The organism is Nitrosomonas ureae (genome assembly GCF_001455205.1).
GTDB classification, from domain to species: domain Bacteria; phylum Pseudomonadota; class Gammaproteobacteria; order Burkholderiales; family Nitrosomonadaceae; genus Nitrosomonas; species Nitrosomonas ureae.
On sequence record NZ_CP013341.1, the window covers coordinates 2,811,692 to 2,835,660 of the forward strand.

General features: G+C 46.8%; 11 protein-coding genes and 1 pseudogene. 1 reads left to right on the forward strand and 11 read right to left on the reverse strand.

Annotated features, from left to right (window positions below; genetic code table 11):
- Positions 1-129: 129 nt before the first annotated feature.
- Positions 130-993 carry a DUF4435 domain-containing protein gene (locus ATY38_RS13190; RefSeq protein ID WP_062559700.1) on the reverse strand — a complete coding sequence of 288 codons (864 nt, stop codon included), beginning with the start codon at positions 991-993 and terminating at the stop codon, positions 130-132.
- Positions 990-1,679: an AAA family ATPase gene (locus ATY38_RS13195; protein WP_144429465.1), complete on the reverse strand. Its 690-nt coding sequence runs from the start codon at positions 1,677-1,679 to the stop codon at positions 990-992. Before ATY38_RS13195 ends, ATY38_RS13190 begins: the two co-directional genes overlap by 4 nt.
- 99 nt (positions 1,680-1,778) lie before the next feature.
- Between ATY38_RS13195 and ATY38_RS13200 the strand changes: the two genes are divergently transcribed.
- Positions 1,779-2,529 (forward strand): IS5 family transposase gene (locus ATY38_RS13200; protein WP_082632988.1). Its coding sequence is split into 2 segments (ribosomal slippage): positions 1,779-2,069 and positions 2,071-2,529, totalling 750 coding nucleotides; the frame shifts between segments, so codons are not numbered across the junction.
- Here ATY38_RS13200 and ATY38_RS13205 read toward each other — a convergent pair.
- The 9 genes and pseudogenes from ATY38_RS13205 to ATY38_RS13245 all read right to left on the reverse strand — a co-directional run bounded on the left by ATY38_RS13205 (position 2,518) and on the right by ATY38_RS13245 (position 23,967).
- Entirely contained in the window at positions 2,518-3,057 is a 540-nt protein-coding gene (locus tag ATY38_RS13205) for an AAA family ATPase (protein WP_062559702.1), read from the reverse strand. The two genes, ATY38_RS13200 and ATY38_RS13205, sit on opposite strands and share 12 nt — an antisense overlap.
- A 566-nt stretch (positions 3,058-3,623) precedes the next feature.
- Positions 3,624-4,595 carry a zonular occludens toxin domain-containing protein gene (locus tag ATY38_RS13210; RefSeq protein WP_062559703.1) on the reverse strand — a complete coding sequence of 324 codons (972 nt, stop codon included), beginning with the start codon at positions 4,593-4,595 and terminating at the stop codon, positions 3,624-3,626.
- On the reverse strand, positions 4,592-4,885 hold the full coding sequence (locus ATY38_RS13215; protein WP_062559344.1) for a DUF2523 domain-containing protein: 294 nt from the start codon (positions 4,883-4,885) through the stop codon (positions 4,592-4,594). The genes ATY38_RS13210 and ATY38_RS13215 overlap by 4 nt, the downstream gene beginning before the upstream one ends.
- Positions 4,885-6,204 (reverse strand): virulence factor TspB C-terminal domain-related protein, encoded by a 1,320-nt coding sequence (locus ATY38_RS13220; protein ID WP_062559343.1) that lies wholly within the window; start codon positions 6,202-6,204, stop codon positions 4,885-4,887. Before ATY38_RS13220 ends, ATY38_RS13215 begins: the two co-directional genes overlap by 1 nt.
- A 52-nt stretch (positions 6,205-6,256) precedes the next feature.
- Positions 6,257-6,520 carry a hypothetical protein gene (locus ATY38_RS13225; RefSeq protein ID WP_062559704.1) on the reverse strand — a complete coding sequence of 88 codons (264 nt, stop codon included), beginning with the start codon at positions 6,518-6,520 and terminating at the stop codon, positions 6,257-6,259.
- Positions 6,521-6,624: 104 nt separating this feature from the next.
- On the reverse strand, positions 6,625-6,702 hold the full coding sequence (locus ATY38_RS17100; protein WP_082633073.1) for a major capsid protein: 78 nt from the start codon (positions 6,700-6,702) through the stop codon (positions 6,625-6,627).
- A gap of 560 nt (positions 6,703-7,262) precedes the next feature.
- Positions 7,263-8,510: pseudogene (locus tag ATY38_RS13230) on the reverse strand (IS3 family transposase).
- A 232-nt stretch (positions 8,511-8,742) separates the two neighbouring features.
- Entirely contained in the window at positions 8,743-20,643 is an 11,901-nt protein-coding gene (locus ATY38_RS13240; RefSeq protein ID WP_062559705.1) for an amino acid adenylation domain-containing protein, read from the reverse strand.
- A complete protein-coding gene (locus ATY38_RS13245; RefSeq protein WP_062559706.1) occupies positions 20,644-23,967 on the reverse strand; it encodes a non-ribosomal peptide synthetase in 3,324 nt (1,107 codons plus the stop codon).
- Positions 23,968-23,969: the final 2 nt, after the last annotated feature.

Below are 23,969 nucleotides of genomic sequence, written 5' to 3' on the forward strand. Positions count from 1 at the left end.
CTAAACAGCACACAGTGCATAGAGCACGCTGAGGTGATAAGGCGCTACTCAGCAAATTCCATCAGGGGCAGGGGCAATGCGCCTCATACAAAGTCCGGATGTATGGCAGCAATCTTTACCTGCTCAAAATCATTGACTGAAAGCTTGGCAGAAAGTGGGCGTCCATGTATGTGCTTTATAAAACTCTATCATCGAAGTGATTAAAATGTCTTTGGGAAACGTTTTAATCTGAGTGTATTTTTTGCATACAAAACTAATTATTGCAATTGCAATTGTCAATTGCAGCTTTCCGTAAGTGAACATAATAGGACACAAAGTATTCTTTTGAAGATTTAATCGAACTGGTCTTTTTAATTCAATTTTTTTCTTATTAGATAGCTTTAATACTTCTTTAATCTTTAACCTTGGATGTAGTTTTTTTTCAATAAATGAATCGCCACAACAACTACTAATAAATTTTAAGTTATTACTTCTATAGATTAGTTCTAATTTCAGTAGCCTTGAAGCATGTCTATAAAAAATTTCAAAATGACTATCAATTTCATTTTCTATTTCTGAAGACATGTATGGCGTAAGTAAAAAACTACTAATTTGTTTTTTTATTAATAAATCGCAAAATACATCATTCTCCCAACTATAACCCCGGGTATATATAATGGCAGGAGAAATAAATTTTGAACCGAAAAAATCATCAAGATCAGAATCAATTGTAACTAATGTATTCTTAATTTTATTGCTAACAATTAAGTTACAAATTTTTCTTGCTGTTTCTTTTGAACCAACAGCTTTAAAATGAAATTTATAATGTTTTAAGTAGTAAGTTAGTATTACATTCCAAAATTTAATATCTATTGATTCACAATTGGATTTTCCTTCACATATTTCTTCAAATGAATAAGATTTATTTCCTCCTTCAGTGAAAACAACTAAATCAACGCCGTAAAATAATTTGTAATTAGTTACGCCACTTTCCGTTCGGGTAAAGCTTGTCATTGAAGAATCTTCTCCATATCGAAAACATTGTCATTAAATTGACTGACGATATCAGGAGAATGTGTTGCAAATATGATTTGAGAATTGGAGTTTATTGCTCTTAGATTTTCTACTAATTTTTCTTGCCAACGTACGTGAAGTGAAAGTTCTGGTTCATCTGCAATATATACCCATTGATTTTTTTCTTGTAGTAAAGCTTCACCTAAGATAATCAAGAGCTGTTTTTCTCCGGAGGATAAATCATGGATTTCTAGACTTTTACCAGATTGTGTAGTAATTTCTAGTTCATTCTGATCATTAATCTTAAAAGTCTTTCTTTGCATCATATTATTTATAATAGATATATAAGTATCTATAGGTTCAAATAAGTTTTTTCTTTTTTCTAAAAGCTTTTGCCATTCTTCAACTATATAATCAATACGTTCACTTCCAATTAAAATTGCAACATCGTTTTCAGTTATTCCTTCTTTAGATCCTTCTTCCAGTTTTTCTTTTGCTTTTTTTAAAATATCAAAGTGTTCATCTAATCGTTTTCGAAAAGATTTGTGATCAACATTGAATTGCAAAAATATTCCTTCAAGAGCTTGTTTCTTTGCATCTAAGTTCATTGATTTTGCCATCAAAGAAAATTCTTTAAAATTAAAATCAATTCCAACTAACATAGAAATAAATACTTCTTTTTGCAAATTTTCTAGGGTCTGTTGACGTTTTGAGATAAGTATTTAATAGATAGAAACAAACTCGTAATATTGGGGTTCCCATACCACCAACAAAACGAGTTTGCGATGCCCCGATTGATGCTCAGTGATGAGTTCTGGTCGAAGCTGGAGAAGATTCTGCTTCAAGAAGCGATATATAACAAGCGCAATCTGCGCATGACAGTAGAAGGTATGCTGTATCGAATGCGGGTTGGCTGCCCGTGGCGAGACTTGCCTGAGGCATTTGGAAGCTGGAATTCCATCTACAAAAGATTCAATGCGTGGTCATTAAGCAGCAAATGGTTAAGGATTTTCAAGGCGTTGTCTATTGATCCGGATTGTGAATGGGAATTTATTGATGGCAGCTATGTTAAAGCTGCACCAGCATAGTGCAGGCGCAGCGGACAAGGAACCACAGGCGATCGGGAAAAGCCGCGCAGGCAATACCACAAAGATTCACCTGGCGGTTGATAGTTATGGTTTACCAGCCGATTTTGAAATCACCGGTGGAGAAGTCAATGACTGTTCTATAGCACCTGATTTGATTGCCAAACTGCCTGACGCGAAAGCGATTGTTGCGGACAAAGGCTATGACAGCGAATGTATACGAGAACAGATAACGAAGAAAGGGGCTCGAGCTGTGATACCGAGAAAGCGCAACTCGTTGAAGGGCAACGCAGATATGGATTGGGGTTTGTATGGATACCGACATTTGGTGGAAAATGCTTTTGCCCGGCTAAAGCAGTATCGGGCAGTAGCGACACGATACGACAAACTGAAGAGAAATTTTGAGAGTATGGTAGCCATGGCATGTGGATATCTGTGGCTACCTATGTGAAATGTCAACAGACCCTAGTAACTGAGTACCTTGCTTACCAATTGAGGAAAAATATCTAACTAAACGATTAGAAAGTTCAATTAATTTTCTATCAACAGAAGATTCTAGTTTATTTTCACGTGAATTATTAATCACACTTCCTCGATGAACAGAAAGCCATTTCACATTTATTAAACTTCGCAAAAATATTGGTATAGGGTATGTATGTCTAATATAACCTTTCGGCCATTCCTCTTCTTGATACCCAATTGCGTATCTTTTTCCCTTTTCTCCCGTAGACTGCTTAACATCATAAAATACGAACAAATTTTTATTTTCAGCAGCATTATCCTTAGACATGCTACCTTTAGTTATGATTATAATTGGCTTCTTTCTTGAATTTAAAGATCTTAATCTAATTTGTATTTTGGAGAATTCCAGTCTCATTAATTCATCACAATCACCAGTAAGGGCGGCAGCTATCAGATTAATTGCAGTAGTTTTTCCTGAACCATTAATACCAATAATAAAATTAACGTCGGTATTCAACTTAAATTAATGGTGCGAGCACCCCAGAATCCTTCTATATTAACTTCATCCAATATATTCATATTTATCTTGATGAGGGTTTAGATTTTGGATTATACCGCACAGATCAAAAATCAAATTCTGTTTAGCAATAAAGGAAAGCCATTTTTGAAATAGACCTTATTAGGGATCGGGCAACATGCCCCCTTGTGGGGTCATGCCCTTCGCGCCGGTCGGCGGCGCGCCCCTTGTAGTTGATTTAGTTTAAATGATATTTTATACTTCTCTGGAAAATATTAACTGGAATGTGTTTAGGCCGATAGGGGAAATAGGTGGGGGTTCGAGTCCCCTCGCGCTTGTCGGCTTTGTAGCTCTTCTTACATTGCTGCGTAGCTTTAGTCATAAATTGTATCTATCGAACAACGACAACAGTATAAAGGAGGGGAATTCTATGAAAACAACAATAACTGCTGGTTTAATTTTAGTTACAAGTTCTTTTATTGAAACTTTGTGGGCTTTTGGAGTCAGCAGCGTGGTTGGACACCTATCGACCTAAGTACATTCTTCCTATATAGGTTTCAAGTGATTTATAAATTCTTTGTTATCCACCCGTAATTAATAGCCGCATTACAAGTATCCGGAACAATATTCAATCGTTGCGCCTGATGGCCATAACAGATGCAATTCGATTTGCTGGAAACGCACGCGGCAACCTGCGACCAGTCGACCGCGTCAGATAGCATTGAAAGCGATTCTTTTGTACTTGGCAATGCAATGACAGGCTGAGTTACCGGAATAACGCTTCCTGGTGGCATATCGTCGCCCTGCTCCGATTTGTTGGTTTTTTCCTCTTCATTTGAGGCAATTTCTTGCATCGGATCGGCTAGACGGTCAGTAATGCGCCCATAAGTGATCATTGCCATTGCCGGAACTGCGAATAATAGGAATATTGCTGCATAAACCATTTTAGGAATTGCTCGTTTTGGTTTTTCTACATGCAGGCTGGCTGAGTAATACAATTCAAATGCTTTCTTTTCCAGTTTGTACGGCTTCTTGACTGCATTTTGACGATTGGTTTTGAGTTTCGGGTTAGCGCAGTATTCCGACCATTCATATTGTTTATTACCAGACCATTCCTGGCTCAGGTGAATATGCCTATCTGCGTTTTCCAGTACGAACGGATGCACGAACTTGGGCGATTGCGTGATCACCAGGAAATCAAGCCCGTGCTTTCTATGTTGGGAAAGATATTTGATGTATTCCGGAGGGTCTTTCAGATCGATGGCCGGCCACGGATAAGCGGCTTCATCCACAACAATGAGACTGCCTTCGGTTATGTTGTTAAGCTTTTGCTTTCCTTCCGGTTCAGTTTCATCTATCGGTGTGCGTTCTGCCCAGGTGTTAAGCTTGGCTATCGATAGCTTGATGTGCATCAGCTTTAAATCCGGAATGCCGCAAACATAGACGATTCGTTCATTTTCAACCGCCGGTTTAATGTGGCTCCATACGGCGTGATTGGTTTTTCCGCAGCCAGGCGTTGCCGTCAGTATGATGATCATTTTGGTATCACTCCCAGTTTAGGCAACAGTACGAAAGTCATGCGGAATGTGATTGCGCCCATGATGATGCCCAAGCCCTGGCCAAATCCGGCAAGGTTTAAGGTTTGCAAAGCAAAGTAAGGTATAGCGCTAAAGTATCCTTGCGCTTGCGAGAACAGCGCATCGAGCGCCACATTGATGGCGGTGAAGCTCAAAACGCCAATACCTAGACCCGACAAGGCGCGAACTGCCAGAAAGCCGATGCTCGATGTCAGGAAAGCGCAGAGCGGTATGATCAGTAAATTGAACATTATTTAACCTCCGTGCTGCGAACGCCGGAGACGATATACACACCGGCAATCGATGCGAGTAATAAAACGAGTGGATTGATCTTTTCTGCGGTATCGCAGACTGGCGCTGTTGGAATGACCAGATTCATCGGGTAATAGGAAATGTCGATAGGGATATCCGGCGGACAGGTTCCCTCCTCCCCCCAGCTATTGCCGGTTAATGTGGCTTGAACATTGTGTGTTTGCAGTTCTGCCGGTGGCACTTCATCGAACTTGATTTCAAAGTTCTGCTGCGGTTTGTCCGGTTGCGGCTGGCTGCTGTAGCGGGTGTTGGTGGTGGTGTTGATTTGGTTGTTGTTGATGTCGTACTTAATCGTCGTTTGTGTTTCCTTGATAATGACGCGCCCCGGATTGTCTGTGGTACCCGCGTCAACGGCCTCTATTTCCGTGGTGGTGTCTTCGCGCCCTGTTACATTGCCGCTTGAATCTCTGGTGGGTTTTGATTCGAGGCCGAGTCCTTTTTTCTGGTCTGGTGTCAGAGTTGGAGCTCCGGAGGGCACGCTTTCACCTTTGTTGATGAGTTCAGGGATGAAGCGGTCATCATTGAGCAAAGCTGCTTTGGAATCCCAATCCGATGTTGTGGCAGGTGCAGAGGTTGCAGCTGGCGGCGTATAAGTTTCCATGAATGTTGCAGGTATAGGAGAGGTATATGATCCGTCAGATTTAAATCTTAAACGATAATTTGCACCTACGAGCGTACCGCCTGTATATCTTGGCTCAGTGTCTCCATATTCGCAGTTCGATGGATTGGCGGAAAAACAGGCATTAGCGGCCTGAACCACAGACCTTAAATCTTTATCAGGATAACAAGGTATTTGACTTCCATTGCTGACACACCAGCCGACATGTGTTTCAATAGCATCGCCACCAGTTAACGAAGTAAATTTATTGAAAACCCCGTCAACATTGCAAATGTCTGTTAATTCACATACCAGGGAAACTGCGGTTAATGTCATGCCGACGGGTCCAACCCGCTTGGCTAAAGTTGCGACGGATGCGCCCACCCTGCCGACATCCACAGCAGCGGTTTTGACAATATCCATTGCTTGAATGCCTTTTGGTGTGTTGATCAGTGCTGTTGAGGTGGTTGATATGCCGCCGGGTGGACTTGAGAGCGTTACTCTTGCCGATTCGCCGAATGCTTTAGTATAGGCACCGTCAGCGCCTTTGATCCATCCGGCCAGGTCGATGGCGCCGACCGGTGCGGATTGCGAGAAAGCCGGAGAACAAAAAAATAAACTGAAAAAAATTGTTGTTAGTAAGCGGTGAAAATTAGCCATAGCGCACCCATGAAAGCGAGTAGATAGAAGAAGTCATAGAGCCAAATTTCCATTATTGAAATGCCTTGATGATTGCCCGAATGGAGAAGCCAGCAATTAGGATCAATGCCAGTTCCCACATGAAGCCGGTTTGATTGGTGAGAGAGACTTCGCACGGTATGGCTTGCGGCACATGTTCAATGGTTGTGCCGGTTAGATTGCCTGTTGATGTTTGGTAGGCTTGGACGATCACGCCGGATTCCGTTCCGGTACAGAAATAGAACCAGCCTGAAAGCCCTTGACCGCCGACATTGCTGCAATTTTGCGCAAAGTGCATGTGATACTCGGTGAGAGTATCGAGGCATCTGCCCTGATAGTAATAGCCCATGGTTTGAAGTCCGGAGGTGTTGAAGGGGGCGAAACGCCCCCTTGTGAGTCAGATTAGAATGCGCTTCTAATCCAACGCCAGACTTTAATACCGATATGAACCAGTATCACGGCAGCACCCACGGTTGCCACATCGGTGGCGGCTGATAAATACGCTGGAAGTTAGAGTCAGTTTTTACAAACGCCAGTTAGTGCTTGAGAGCCGGTTTGGTATGATTTTAGAAAGAACCTTTTCTTAATAATTATGCCGATTCAAATATGAAGTGCAACGCCTGATTTGAAGAATACCTGATTAGGTGTTTGGTATCCAAGCCGTTTTCTAGGTCGATTGTTCAATCTTTCCATTGCTGTATCCATTTCCTGTTGTGTAATAGTGGTGAAGTCCCTGTTTTTGGGGAAGTACTGCCGAATCAGTCCATTAGTATTCTCGTTCGTCCCTCGTTCTCATGAAGCGTAAGGGTGGGCGAAATAGAAGTCCGCATCCAGTTGTTTGCTGATCTCATCAAATCCGGCGAATTCCCGCCCGTAGTACATTCGGAGTAATGAAAGAGTCAGCGCTATACCTCAGAATATTTGATACCTATCAACAAACTGTGAGGACATCAATATGACTGACTCTACTCATATCAATCCGGATTCTATTCTCGTGGCTATCTGAAGTTGGAGTTGTCCCCTTTTGGCGGACATTTTTTTCATGGAGTCGAGAGAGTCTCGACCTGTGAAAGCGGATTGCAGTTTATCGCGATTTGATTTTTCTCATTCAGTTTTCTCTCAAAATTGTTTGGTGATAAGTATCCCAGTCCGGAATGCCTGCGAGTTGGGTTGTACCATGACTCGATCCAGGTGAATATGGCCAGCCTTGCTTCAGTTTTATTTTTCCAGGAGCGCCTATCGATCAATTCACATTCCAGGCTGGCAAAAAAGCTTTCAACCATTGCATTGTCGTAAGCATCACCCACACTTCCCATGGAGGGATGCACACCCATTTCCCTGCATCGCTTGCCGAATTCAACACTGGTGTATTGACTGCCCTGTATCGCTATGGTGAATCACTTTGCCCGGTTTACGAGTGATTAACGCCATGTTCAACGCACTGATCACCAGGCTTGCTGTCATGGTTTCACCGAAAGACCAGCCCACTACCTTACGGCTGAATACATCGATGACCACGGCCAGGTACAGGAACCCTGCCCAGGTAGGAATGTAAGTCATGTCCGCAACCCATAGTTGATTGATGCTAGCTGCCTTGAAATGGCGTTGCACTAAATCCGGTGCAGGGCGGTCACGCTTATTCCGATGAGTCGTGATCACAAAGCCTCGCCTGCGACTCACCCCTTTAATTCCAGCTTCACGCATCAATCTGCCTACGCGCTTATGATTGACCCTGACTCCACGATCGGCTAATTCAACGGTAATGCGGGGGCGGCCATACGTACAATCGCTGGTACGGTATATGGCCATGATCTGCTCGATCAATCGACAGTTGGTAATGGCCCGTCGGCTGGGTGTGCGTTTTGCCCAGTCATAGTAACCGCTGTGCGATACACCGAGTGTCTCGCATAGAACACGAGCCGGAAATTGGGCCCGGTTTGCCTTGATTAATTGGTACACCTTCCCCATCAATCCTTGTTGTTTGCAAACCAGGCCGTAGCCTTTGCCAATATGTCACGCTCCATCTCCACACGCTTGAGCTTCTTACGCAATTCCAGCAGTTCCTGCCGTTCGTTGGCACTCAAGGAAGCAACACTCGATGTCGCAGCGAAAGCAATTGCCTGGCTTGATCTAATTGGTACACCTGCTGCTCGACACCAGGTTTGTATCGAAGTGTAGTGGCATCCAAATTCCTTGGATAATTGCTTGGGGCATTTGCCTAATGCTACCAATTCCACCATCTGCTGACGAAACTCCGGTGGGTAAGCAGGTTTGTAGTTTTGTGTCATCTTACTTCTCCTTTAAACAGAACATAATGTGTCCGTTCAAAGGGGGCAACTCCAACTCCAGGTGGTGGCGCTGAACACTTACAAAACAGTACAACTGCAACAGCAAGAATTCTCGATCGGCGTCAACACTTGGTTGCAGTAACAATAAATTGGATAAAGTCTAGACGTGGAAACACGACAGCCATTAAGAATTTTTCTAATTTCTAAATGAACCCTGGTAACTAAAGTTCTTCTACTGAAACAGAAGGTTGAACATATCCGTCATCAGAAGTGATTTAACTTTTGACAGTAATGCTTCAGCACGCACAATATCAAAATGATCTGTATTGATTTCCATCGAATGAATCTTGGTTGGCTTAAGTTGCGACTCCAGTGCATGTCGGTCATTTGCTTCTCGTGTCGCCGCCCACCAGCAAATAGCATCAGTATGCAAAGGATTCAGAGCATTGGTCTGCAAGGAAAGCATTTTTAAATGGCGCGCTACCAGAAAAACATGTGCTAATTCTTCTACGCCCAGATCAGCATAATCCTGAATTTCCGTGTGCTTGCCTGTTTGGATTCTGGCTTGCCTGATGGATAATACTTTCTCCAGTAAATCAACGACCGCTTGCTTTGATTCCACAACCATAGATTGACTGGCCAGGACATCCTTCAAGTCATCATCGGGTGCTGTACCAGGAATCGCCACGGAAACAAAATCAAAAAAATCTTGCCGCCAATCATCTGATTGAAGCAATTCCACTCCGGGAACATAAGGATCAATCAATCCAAGGAATGTTACTATCTGATTATTCGCTTCCAATATTGCAGCCATCAAAGCGGCCAGAGTTCCTCCCAGCGACCAACCCACCAAATGGTAGGGTCCTTCCGGCTGGACAGCCTGAATCATTTCACAATAATCTTCTGCCATCTGCACCAAAGATACATCGCGATGCGAAATGTCTGCGAGCATACGACAAGGCAATCCATAAACAGTCCGAATACCTTGCAACTGCCGCGCCAGCGGTTGATAATCAAATACAGTCCCCAATCCGGCATGAATACAAAAGAGGGGCTTAACGTTTTCATCTCCACTAAACTGATTGAGCGCCAGCAAGCCGTTTGCATCCACCGAAGTCCGTTTATCCAACCCAAGCAGGCTGGCAATAGTGGGCCGTTGTATCAAATCCCTTAGCTTGAAATCCAATTTAACGTCGGTCTGGCTGCGGATACGCGCCATGACTTTCAGGCTCGATAATGAATCGCCCCCTAATGCAAAAAAATTATCGGTTTCACCGACACGTTCCACACCCAATACTGCTTGCCAAATGCTTGCAAGTATCTTGGCTTCAGGAGTCGATGGCTCCTGATATGCATCACTCGAAGAAACTTCGGGTTCTGGTAATGCGTTCCGGTCAAGTTTACCACTGGGCAGGCGGGGTAATGCATTCAATGATACAAAGTATGCAGGCAACATGTATTCTGGCAATCGCTGACCAAGCGTTTGCTTCAAATGAGTTATCAAGCTTTGCGCTGATTGTTCCACGGCAGGAACGACATAGGCCGCCAATTGTGTTCCTGCCGCACTCTGATGCACAACAACAGCAGCATCCGCTACGCCATTGATCTCGCGCATACGAGCCTCAACTTCACCTAATTCGATACGAAATCCCCGTATTTTTACCTGATGATCCGTGCGACCGACATATTCGATATTACCGTCATCCATCCATCTGACCAGATCGCCTGTACGATAAAGACGACCACCGCTTTCATCAAACGGGTCTGCAATGAAGCGCTCGGCAGTCAGGCCGGATCGTTCTAAATATCCCCGCGCCAGACCATATCCACCAATATACAGCTCGCCCATAATACCGATTGGCACCAGTTGCATATCGATATCCAATATATACACAACGCGTTCTCCCACAGGGCGCCCAATCGGTGCATAAGCGCAGTCAAAACTGCCGCTTGCCTGCGTTTTCCAGATCAACGGAGTCACTACGGTTTCAGTGGGACCATAGCCATTAATCAACGTGCGCGGTCGCAAAGTTCGGCGAATCAAGTCATATGAAGTTTTGGGCATGGCTTCCCCACCAAAAACATAGAGTTCTACCGGCGGTGGGTCATTGCGAGGCATCGCCCACTCGGCAATTTGCCCCAGATAGGCTGGCGGGAATGCGGCGTTAGTAATACTATAATGACGCAAAGCGTCATAAGTTTGTTCGGCAGTCCACAATTCCTGATCCCGTACCGCCAAACCGGCACCGACGGTCAGCGCGGTCAGCCAACGTTCATGTGCACCATCAAACGAAAATGACATGAAAAGCAATTCGCAGGAACCGGGATGCATATCATAAATCCGGGCAGTCGCCTGGCAATGCATGGCAAGCGGACCATGCGTCACCGCCACACCTTTCGGCAAACCTGTGGATCCTGATGTGTAAATGACATAAGCAAGATTATGCTCATGAACCGGTATCGTCGGATTACGTGCTGATTCAGTCTTAAGCTCTATAGCATCCATGGCCAGTTTAGGTACAACGGTATCGAACTCGAACTTCGACAATACTTTACTTTGCGCGATTAATAACGATAACGCGCTGTCCTTTATCATGAATGCAAGCCGATCACTCGGATAATCCAGATCGAGGGGAACATAAGCCGCGCCGGATTTAAGTATGGCCAGTAGCGTGACAATAATATCCAGGGAACGCTCCATTGCAACACCCACACGCATTTCCGGTTTGATTCCTAGTTGCATGAGCCGATGAGCCAGCTTGTTCGCTTGCGTATTCAGTTCAACATAGGATATTTCCTGGTCCCCCATCAGCAACGCAATGGCATCCGGTTGCAATGCTGCATTGCGTTCGATCAGGTGATGAACCGGCTGATAAGCCCGCGATACTTGGCGTGAACCTGAGTTGCCACGAAGAAGAAATAATCGATCAAACTCATGTTTTTCCAGCCACCCCAGTTCTCCAACAATTCGCAGCGGATCGCTCATCATTTCCCGCATCAACAGTTCCATATGATTACGCAGAGCTAGTACAAATTGATCGGTGAGATCATTGCAAGCGTATGAGTATTCTATTTCCAACGTATCCTCGACAATCACCTGCAAATCCATCGTATATCCTGTCAATCCCTTGCCTTGCATTGCGCCAAAGCGCAATCCATATGATTCAGTATCACGTAAGGCTGCGTTAATCGGGTAATTTTCGAATACGACAATGCTGTCGAACAACGGCTGGCCGGAGAATCCCGCCCAGCGCTGAATATCTGCCAGCGACGTGTGCTCGTAATCGCGCAAGCGCGCATTGGTTTTCTGCAATACGTTTAAATATTCACTGACCGTTAGATTGCTATGCCGCTCTACTGGGATAGGAATCGTGTTGATAAATAATCCAACTATTTCATCCGCTTTAGATAACCCCAGTGGCCGACCTGACACCGTGGCCCCAAAAACAACCGTCTGTTTCCCCGTATATCGCTGCAACAATAATGCCCATGCGGCCTGGACAAAAGTATTCAATGTGATATGTGTTTGTTGCGCAAAAATTTGCAATGAACGTGTTTCCTCGACACTCAGTCGCGTATAAATCTGAGCAAATTCCGGGCGATCCTCTTTATTAACCGCCTTGGTAACGGATTGCGACAAGAAGGTCGATCCTTCAATGCCACTGAGTTCAGCTTGCCAGAAATGTTGTGAAGCCTGCTTATCCTGTTTTTCCAGCCAGTGCACATAAGCACCGTAATCGGGACCAACCGGTGCAAGCTTTTCACCATTGTAACAACGCAACCAATCACTGATTAGTATGGAATCACTCCAACCATCCAACAATATATGGTGTTTAGTCCATATCAGTTGGTGTCGATTTTCGTCGATTCTGATCAGGCTTAATCGCGCCAGCGGTGGATTGAGAAAATCAAATTCACGTTTCAACTCCTGATCAGCATAAGCGGTAATTTGTTCCTCCTTAAGTTCCTTTTCGCGCCAATCCAAGTGATGAGCTGACATTGCTGCCTGCTTGAGAACAATCTGCAATGGGCGGGCAAGCCCTGCTCGCCATAAAAAAGCGGTGCGCAATATCGGATGCCGGGCAATCATTGCCTGCCAAGCCTGTTCCAAGCGCGCAGCATCAAGCCCTTCCACCTCAACGCTGGCTTGAGTTACATAAAGACCGGTACCAGGCGCTTCCAAGGTATGAAATAACATCCCTTCCTGTATCGGCGACAACGGATAAATATCTTCTATTTCGTTATTACCGAATGGCAGTGCTGCTATGATTTTTTCATCGAGATAATCTTTCAGATAACCGCGATCAGATTGCGATTCATCAGCCATAGGTTCTGACACTGCTTCTGTCACCTGCGCCAATGCGGCAATCGTCTGTTGTTCAAACAATTGCCGCGGTGAAAACTTCCATCCTATTCGGCGTGCTTGCGTAACAATCTGCAAGCTCAGGATAGAATCTCCACCCAACTCGAAGAAGTTATCATTCCGCCCGATTCGTCTGATACCCAATACCTCCATCCAAATGGCCGTCAGCGCCTCTTCCACTTCTCCCTGCGGCGCTTCATATTGACTTGTGCCGACAAATTCAGGTTCGGGTAGCAAGTTTCGGGCAACCTTACCATTCGCGTTCAATGGCAAACCCGCTAACACGACAAATACCGCAGGAATCATATAGTCCGGCAAAGATTGCATCAGCGTTTCTTTTAGCTCGGTTGTATCGATCGTTATCCCTGCATGCGGGGATACATACGCGGCAAGCTTTGCTCCGTTCGATCCTTCCTTCACCACCACAATGGCCTCTCTGATTCCCGGCTGTAACAGCAACTGGGATTCAACTTCACCTAATTCAATGCGAAATCCTCTGATTTTAACCTGATGATCCAAACGTCCCAGATATTCAATTTGTCCGTCCGCTCGCCATCTGGCCAGATCACCGGTACAGTAAAGCCGCCCTCCTTTGCTATCAAAAGGATCTGCGATAAACCGCTCCGCAGTTAATGCAGGTTGATTGAGATAACCCCGTGCGAGCAGCTCGCCACCGATACACAATTCACCGGGAACACCGCATATAACGGGTGCCAAATTAGCATCGAGTAAATAAATGCGTCGTGCTGGTAAAGGTTTCCCGATTGTCACTTGAGTTGAGTCGAAATTATCGACGGATTTATTCTCACCACAATCAGCAACCGTCGCGGTAACAACCGCTTCTGTAGGTCCATAGGTGTTCAACAAGGTGATTCCAGCCATACCGGCTTGCCGCCAAGCTTTGATTCCTTCCGGAGACATGGCCTCGCCACCCGCGTGCACTTGCCGCAACGAGCCGTAATCGCGCAGTCCTCGCTTGGCAAAATCTTGCACGAGCAAAAACCAGTAAGCTGTAGTGAGATCGGCAACGGTGATCTGTTTATCCATCAATTCACGGTAAAACATATCACTATCCCATAACTGGGAGCCCCGTAACACAATGGCTGCGCCGGCGCATAAAGGAGGGAAAAGTTGCTCGATGAAACCATCAAAATTGATCGTGGAGAATTGCAGCATCCGGTCTGTGCTGCACAGTTTGAAGAAATCAATGGCAACATATGTATGTTCAGCCAATGCATGATGAGCAACGCCGACGCCTTTAGGTTTTCCGGTAGAACCGGAGGTATAAATGATATAAGCCAGATGTTCATCATGCAGCCTCACATAGGGATTGGTATCCGGATAGTCGATCAGATCCAGCCTATCCAACTCCAGGATATTACACTCTACAGAATGAGGAATCCGGTTCCGCAGCGGGCTTTGAGTTAACAGCAATTCAATTGCACTGTCTATAATCATATGATTTAACCGCTCCTGCGGATAATCCGGATCAAGCGGCACATACGCGCTACCTGTCTTGAGCGTCGCCAATAATCCGATTACCATGTCGGTCGAACGTTCAACGGCAATTCCTACCCGACTTTCCGGCTTGACTCCCAGCGCAATCAGCCGGTGTGCCAATCGATTTGCACACTCGTTCAATTGCGCGTAGCTGAGTTGTACGTCATCAAGAATGAGTGCTATTGTTTCAGGTTGCTTATTTACTTGTTGCTCAAACAAACAATGCACGGGCTCATTACAGTTATAACGCTGGTCGTTGATTCCCCAATCTTTTAGCTGTTTCCATTCCGCTTCACCTAAAAGCGTAATGTCATGCAAGCATTTGTTTTCGCCATGAGTAATCTTTTCAAGCAATTGTTCGATCTGGGTCGCGATGCGAGTGACGGTTATTTCTGAAAAGAACTGCCGATCATATCCATAGTGCAAACTTAATCCCTCGCTTTCTATGACCGAAACTGTCATTGGATAATTGGTAGCCTCTAGTCCCCTGACATCAGAGAAAATAAGTCCTCCAGGTGTATATTGCTTGAATGTCTCATCGATCGGATAGTTCTCAAAGACTAAAATACTATCAAACAACCCTTGCCCGCTTTGCCCTCCCCAGCGTTGAATTTCATATAAAGGCGTATGCTCGTGTTCGCGTGAAGCCAGGTTTTGCGCTTGTAAATCACGTAACCAGCTACCCACGGTCAGTTCAGGCCGAAGTTCGACACTCACCGGCAAGGTGTTGATAAAGAGCCCGAGAATCTGATCCGCTGCGAGCAAATCCGATGGCCTACCGGCTACCGTCACTCCAAAGGTAACTATTTGCTGACCTGTATAGTGTCCCAGCAACAAAGCCCAGCCAGCCTGTAGCAAAGTATTTACCGTGATACGCTCACGTTTTGCAAAATGAATCAGTTTGTTACCAATAGCTCGGTCAAGTGGGTGCACATACTCTTGATAACCTATATTTCTTACAGGCATGGAAATCACATTGGCCAATCTTGTCGGCTCGGTAATATCATGCAACCGCTTCTGCCAATATATTTCTGATTTATTCTGATCGCGGCCATTTAACCATTCGATAAAATCCCGATACCGGGCGCGAGGCGATGATAATGTTTCACCACTATACTGCCGCAGTACCTCCCCCATCAGCTGAGAAGTACTCCAGCCATCCAATAAAAGATGATGAATCGTCATGATGACGTGATAGCGATTATCAGCGAGGCGCAAGATGACAATACGAACAAGCGGCGGTTTAGTTAAATCAATACCCAGTATGTGTTCTGATCGTGCCAATGCATCAAGATCCTGCTGCCAGGTCGCTTGAGAGTGAGTATTCAGATCGCGCCAGTCATGCACCACGAATGGCAGCTCGGCGATTTTGGCCACCCATTGCAAGGGGGTCTTTCCTTCCTGAACAAAACCGGTACGCAATATCTCGTGCCGATCTATCGCAGCCTGCCAGGCAGCTTTGAAGCGTTCCACATCCAAATGCTCCACATCCGCCCGCAATTGATTCAGATAAACATCCTCATCCGCATCAAATACGCTATGGAACAACATCCCGGTTTGCATCGGCGATAACGGATAAAGATCATCGAGCTGCGCAACAGGTATCGGTAAAATGTCCAATTCGTCCTGAGTTATTTGAATCAAGGGAAAATCAGACGGCGTGACACCCCTAACATCTCCTCCGCAATGCGCAATCACGTCTTCGAGCTCAGCCATAAACGAATTTACAAATGCTTCTATCGTCTTTTTAAGATATCGCGCTTCGCTGTAACTTACTTCCAAACAAAACTTGCCATCGTATATATGACTGTTAATCAATAGATCATGCTGCTTTAGAACGCCGGCATCCATCGATTCACCGACGGATTCATCGGCCAGCGTCCAGAGTGTATCTTCCGCGAAATTGGCGTCAAATTGACCCAGATAATTAAATACTACTTGCGCCCTTGGCAGTTCGGCTAGAATTTGCCGTTGCTCCTCGGTGCCATAGTATTTAAACAGACCATAACCTAACCCTTTATTCGGTATGCACCGCAAATATTCTTTCGTCTGCTTGATTCTCTGAGCCAGATCTCCCGATGCGCTCAGTATTACTGGAAAAATGGATGTAAACCATCCGATCGTGCGCGAAAGATCAATTTCAGGGTAGAGATCCTCTCGCCCATGACCTTCGAGATCAACCAGAATTTCCTTATAACCGCTCCAGTGACATAACGCATTACCCAGTGCGGCAAGGAGCAGGTCGTTGACTTGTGTGCGATAAGCAGTCGGCGCATCTTTGAGTAAAGCTTGAGTCTGTTCCTGATTCAAGTTTATCGTGATTTTCTGATAGCATTGCATGCGCTTTGAGCCTTGCGGAAAATCACAAGGCAGATCAGTGGAGATATTTGCCAGATTCTGCCAATAAGCATATTCAGCTGCATGATTAAGCGCATACTGTTGCAGCCGCTGAGTCCAGATGGAATAGTCACTGGTATTCTCAGGCAGGATAATCGTTTCACCGCGCAACGCCTGAGTGTAAGCAGTTTCCAGATCCTCCATCAGAATGCGCCAGGAAACACCGTCAATCACCAAATGATGAATAACCAGCAACAACCGCTGGGTATGATCAGCCATATCAACGAGCATGCCCCGAATCAACGGGCCTTGCTGCAAATTCAGGCTACGCTGCGCTTCGTTGTAGAGCGCGATTAATTGTTCCGTATGAGTGGCATGCCGCTTCCACAGCAGGTCTTGCGATATTGATTCCGTGGGAATTTGCATCCACCGACCATCAACCTGTTCCTCATAACAAAAACGTAGCGCTCGATGATGTTGAACAATCGCCTTTAGTGCTTGCTCCAGTGACAGCGCATTGAGAGATTGCCGGATTCTCAACGGCATGGCCTGATTCCAATGATGCCGCGAAGGTATTTGCTGTGTAAAAAACTCAAGCTGTATGGGCAGCATGGGAATGGGCTCACCCGTAGAAACAGCCTGCTCATGAATAACCCCGGCAACCGTATCCACCGGTTTGGTCAATACCGCCAGAGCAGCTATCGTTTGCCGCTCGAATAGTTGCCGCGGCGTGATTTTCCAGCCTGCACGGCGCACTTTGGTGACAATCTGCAAACTGAGAATCGAATCGCCCCCTAGCTCGAAAAAATTATCGTTGCGCCCTATGCGGTCGATACGCAGAATTTCCTGCCAGATTGCCGCCAATGTCTCTTCTATTTCCCCGTGAGGCGCTTCATATTGATCCGTACTGAGAAATTCAGGCTCCGGCAACAACTTGCGATCCACCTTGCCGTTCGCATTCAGCGGCAAACTTTCCAGCACAATGATCGCCGATGGAATCATGTAATCCGGCAATGTATTCCCAAGGGATTCACGCACCGTGGCAGCATCGCTCGCATACCCGGCGTGTAGCGAAACATAGGCGACCAGACGCACGCCGCCGGGCCCTTCCTTCGCCACTACTATCGCTTCCCTGACATCAGGCTGTAACTGCAACTGCGCTTCAACTTCCCCCAATTCAATGCGAAAACCTCTCACCTTCACCTGATGATCCACGCGCCCCAGATATTCAATCTGTCCATCCTTTCGCCAGCGTGCCAAATCACCCGTTCGGTATAAACGGCTTCCCTCCGCATCAAAAGGGTTCGCTATAAAACGCTCGGCTGTTAAGCCGGCTTTATTCAGGTAACCGCGCGCAAGCCCTGTCCCGCCAAGATACAATTCTCCACTCACTTGCTGTGGCACCAGATTAAATTCTGCATCTAGAATATAGGCCGTACGATCACCGACACGTGAACCAATCGGCATATAGCTTGAATCGAACTGGGTTCCTGGATACGCCTTAAAAATTAAGGGCGTGATAACTGTTTCGGTAGGACCATAACCGTTGATGATGCGTGGAGGGCGGAGTGTTTCCTGTATAAAGTTAAAACTGGTACGGCTCATTGCCTCGCCACCAACAGTATAGGAACGAATTGGCAAATTTTGCCCCGCATTGCCGGAAAACTCTGCCAGTTGCTGCAAGTAGCCCGGTGTAAAGCAAGCGACAGTAATTCGATGCTTGGCAATCTCAGAAATAGTACGTTCAACAGACCAGAAATCATTATCGCGCGGCATTAGTGCTGAACCAAAGGCCAGCGGTACCAGCCAGCGTTCATGCGCACCATCAAAATTTATCGAGGCAAATTGCAATTCACGATCTTCCGTTGTCATCTCATAAAGCTCGCCGATGGCTTGCACATGCATTGCCAATGCTCCATGTTCCACGGCTACGCCTTTTGGTTTACCGGTGGAGCCCGAGGTATAAATGATGTAGGCGAGGTGTTCGCCGTGCAAATTGATTTTGGGGTTGTGTTCCGGTTCTTTTGCCAGGTCAAGCCTATCCAGTTCCAGTATTTCACACTCTGCAAGCAGTGGAATTTTCTGTCTGATATGACTTTGTGTCAGCAGTAGCTCAATACCGCTATCCATCGCCATGTAATTCAAACGATCCTGCGGGTAATCCGGATCCAGTGGCACATACGCACCGCCCGCCTTGAGCGTTGCGAGCAGACCCACGATCATCTCGATTGAACGCTCAACCGCAATCCCCACACGGGTTTCCAGCTTAACGCCCAGCGCAATAAGTCGGTGCGCCAGCCGGTTCGCGCGACAGTTCAGCTCTGCATAGCTGAGCTCGGTATCAGCAAAAATAAGTGCAATCGAATCAGGATGAACTGCCACCTGATGTTCGATCAGTCGATGCACGGGCTCAGTATTGGCATAACGCCGTTCGTTCACTCCCCAGTTCTTCAACTGCTCCCATTCATTCACACTTAATAACGTGATGTCACCTACACATCGCTGCGGACATTCAGCCAGTTGTTCCAGAACTTTTAAGTAATGTTCGCTTAATCGCTTGATTGTCTCCGCTTCAAACAGTTCGGCGGCGTAAGTAAAGCGTGCGTCAATCCGGCCTTCCGGCCTTTCCACGATATCCAGCGTCAATTCGAATTGCGCCCCCCGCTCCCCGGGTTGATATTCTTCAACCGTCAAACCGGGCAGTTGCTGCAGCGCGCGATAGTCCTCGCGCAAGTAATTGAACATGACCTGGAACAGTGGATTCTGATTCAGGCTGCGTTCCGGTTGCAGCGCTTCAACCAGCTCCTCAAACGGTAAGTCCTGATATGCCTGCGCACCCAAAGCGGCCTCACGGGATTGCTCAAGTATCATGCTCAGCGGCATGCGGCTATCGATGGTGTTGCGCAATACCTGAGTATTCACAAACAAGCCCACAACATTTTCTATTTCCGCCCGGTGACGATTGGCAATCGGCACTCCGACGCGAATGTCGCCTTGACCGGTGTAGCGGTGCAACAATGCCTGAAAACCGGCGAGCAACATCATGAACAGCGTTGCTCCCCGATCCTGCGCCTGGCATTGCAAGCGGGTTGCCAATGAATCGGGCAAAGTGAAATCATGCTGTGCCGCCCGGTAACTGCTGTTCGACGAACGCGCATAGTCCGTCGGCAACTGCAATACCGGATGCTCTGCACCTAACTGATTGCGCCAGTATATTAATTGACGATCTTTCTCTCCTGCTTCCAGCCAGTTGCGCTGCCATTGCGCATAGTCGGCATATTGAATCGGAAGTTCTGGCAGCAGTAACGGCTCCCCTTCAATGTGTGCACGATAGCACGCGGCAAATTCGTCGATGATAATGCGATTGGACCAGGCATCGGAAATAATATGGTGCATCACAACCACCAGATGATGTTCTTCCGTCGCAATCTGAATCAAGGCAACGCGCAATAAAGGGCCTTGCGTCAAATCAAACGGTGTTGCGTTGATCCGCATCGCTTCGTCACGCGCGCGTTGGGCGCGCTGCTCTGCCGGTAAATCGCACAAACTGATCATTGTCAGTTCAAATTTACCTTCCGATTCTATGATCTGCTCCGGCAGTCCTTCTGCATTAGCTCGAAAAACCGTGCGCAACGATTCATGCCGCGCTACCAGTGCCTGAAAACTGACTTGCAATGCTTCAGCATTCAGCTTCCCCAGCAGGCGCAGCACGCCGCTTAGGTGATATGCCGTGCTTTGCGGATCCAGTTGCCATAAAAACCAATGCCGATGCTGGGCATAGGAAAGAATAGGAGAATTTTCCAGGGATTGCCGGACGATAGGAAGCAAGGAGAAATCAATTCCCCGTTCCTTCAAGGTATTGAGAAAGGCTTTTTGTTTCTCAACTGAAAGCGCACAGAACCGTTTAGCAATATCTTGTTTATTCAATTCCAATCAATTCTCCAATAAATCAATTATTTCTGCCATTTCATCCAATGTGTTGCGTTCTTCGGCAATTGGAGCACTCTGCGCTTGTACCATCGCAGCAATTTCTCTCAAAAGAGGATGCTCAAAATAGGCTCGCAATGGTAATGTAATCCGCCTCATGGCCTGTAACTTCTGCTGAACTTGCAAAATCGACAAAGAATGTCCTCCCAGCTCAAAGAAATGGTCATTGCGTCCCACTAGATGAAGACCTAATACTTCTTTCCAGATTGCCGCCAATGCTTCTTCCACTTCGCCCTGCGGTTCTTCATACAGGTTCATGTCGATCAATTCCGGATCGGGTAAAAGTTTGCGCTCCACCTTGCCGTTCGCATTCAGTGGTAGGTTTTCCAATATAACTATTGCTGACGGAATCATATAATCCGGTAGGGATTTTGCCAGTGCATCGCGCAGTTCAGCCGTATTTATCGTGCTTCCTTCTCGACAAGAAATGTAGGCAACCAGCCTTATGCTACCCAGCCTCTCTTTTGTTACCGCCACCGCTTCCCGGATTTGCGGTTGTAGCAGCAGTTGCGCTTCAATTTCACCCAACTCGATACGAAAACCTCTGATCTTAATCTGATGATCCAGGCGCCCCAGATATTCTATCTGCCCATCTGATCGCCATCTCGCCAGATCTCCCGTACGGTAAAGCCGCTCCCCTTTCTCATTGAATGGATCAGCTATAAATCGTTGCGCAGTTAAACCCGGGTTATTGTAATAACCCCGCGCAAGTCCTTCACCGCCGAGATATAATTCTCCTGGCATACCGCAACAAACCGGATTCAGTTGAGTGTCGAGAATGAACAACCGGGTAGCGGCAATGGGCGCACCAAGCGTTGTCACTCTTTGATTGATTTTTCCAATGATTGACCAAATAGTTGTTTCAGTGGGCCCGTACATGTTCCACAATTCAACATTCAATGCCCGCAACTGATCAACCAGGTCGATTGATAACGCTTCTCCACCGCATAAGCATTTCAGAGATAAGTGGTTTCCTTCCTGCAAACCTTTCCACCCTGCTGCCAGTAGTACGCGCCACCCAGCCGGTGTCGATTGAAATACATTTGGCAGGTAAGTTTTGAGTAAGCGCACGAGCTTGGGTCCATCCTGGGTTATTGTCCGGGATGCCAGCACTAATCGGGCGCCTGTACTTAAAGGCAGATAAATTTCCAATCCGGCGATATCAAATGAAAATGCAGTAACCGATATCAACGTATTACCAGCTTCCATACCAGGCGACTCAAGCATACTCATTATGAAGTGACCCAATGCATGATGGCGCACGGCCACGCCCTTTGGTTTACCGGTGGAGCCCGAGGTATAAATGATGTAGGCGAGGTGTTCGCCGTGCAAATTGATTTTGGGGTTGTGTTCCGGTTCTTTTGCCAGGTCAAGCCTATCCAGTTCCAGTATTTCACACTCTGCAAGCAGTGGAATTTTCTGTCTGATATGGCTTTGTGTCAGCAGTAGCTCAATACCGCTATCCATCGCCATGTAATTCAAACGATCCTGCGGGTAATCCGGATCCAGTGGCACATACGCACCGCCCGCCTTGAGTGTTGCGAGCAGACCCACGATCATCTCGATTGAACGCTCAACCGCAATCCCCACACGGATTTCCGGCTTAACGCCCAGCGCGATAAGTCGGTGCGCCAGCCGGTTCGCGCGACAGTTCAGCTCTGCATAGCTGAGCTCGGTATCAGCAAAAATAAGTGCAATCGAATCAGGATGAACTGCCACCTGATGTTCGATCAGTCGATGCACGGGCTCAGTATTGGCATAACGCCGTTCGTTCACTCCCCAGTTCTTCAGCTGCTCCCATTCATTCACACTTAATAACGTGATGTCACCTACACATCGTTGCGGACATTCAGCCAGTTGTTCCAAAACTTTTAAGTAATGTTCGCTTAATCGCTTGATTGTCTCCGCTTCAAACAGTTCGGCGGCGTAAGTAAAGCGCGCATCAATCCGACCTTCCGGCCTTTCCACGATATCCAGCGTCAATTCGAATTGTGCCCCCCGCTCCCCGGGTTGATATTCTTCAACCGTCAAACCGGGCAGTTGCTGCAGCGCGCGATAGTCCTCGCGCAAGTAATTGAACATGACCTGGAACAGTGGATTCTGATTCAGGCTGCGTTCCGGTTGCAGCGCTTCAACCAGCTCCTCAAACGGTAAGTCCTGATATGCCTGCGCACCCAAAGCGGCCTTACGGGATTGCTCAAGTATCATGCTCAGCGGCATGCGGCTATCGATGATGTTGCGCAATACCTGAGTATTCACAAACAAGCCCACAACATTTTCTATTTCCGCCCGGTGACGATTGGCAATCGGCACTCCGACGCGAATGTCGCCTTGACCGGTGTAGCGGTGCAACAATGCCTGAAAACCGGCGAGCAACATCATGAACAGCGTTGCTCCCCGATCCTGCGCCTGGCATTGCAAGCGGGTTGCCAATGAATCGGGCAAAGTGAAATCATGCTGTGCCGCCCGGTAACTGCTGTTCGACGAACGCGCATAGTCCGTCGGCAACTGCAATACCGGATGCTCTGCACCTAACTGATTGCGCCAGTATATTAATTGACGATCTTTCTCTCCTGCTTCCAGCCAGTTGCGCTGCCATTGCGCATAGTCGGCATATTGAATCGGAAGTTCTGGCAGCAGTAACGGCTCCCCTTCAATGTGTGCACGATAGCACGCGGCAAATTCGTCGATGATAATGCGATTGGACCAGGCATCGGAAATAATGTGATGCATCACAACCACCAGATGATGTTCTTCTGCCGCAATCTGAATCAAGGCAACGCGCAATAAAGGGCCTTGCGTCAAATCAAACGGTGTTGCGTTGATCCGCATCGCTTCGTCACGCGCGCGTTGGGCGCGCTGCTCTGCCGGTAAATCGCACAAACTGATCATTGTCAGTTCAAATTTACCTTCCGATTCTATGATCTGCTCCGGCAGTCCTTCTGCATTAGCTCGAAAAACCGTGCGCAACGATTCATGCCGCGCTACCAGTGCCTGAAAACTGACTTGCAATGCTTCAGCATTCAGCTTCCCCAGCAGGCGCAGCACGCCGCTTAGGTGGTATGCCGTGCTTTGCGGATCCAGTTGCCATAAAAACCAATGCCGATGCTGGGCATAGGAAACAAGTGCAGATTCGCTGGCATGGCGGCGTGCAAGGGTGGATTTCTGGTGCGCCCGGTCACTATTTATTTGAAGCCGCTGTTTCAGTCGCTGTTGCTGCTCTGGCGTCAGACGAGCTCGTCTCTGGGTAAGGTCTTTATTGTTTTTCATTA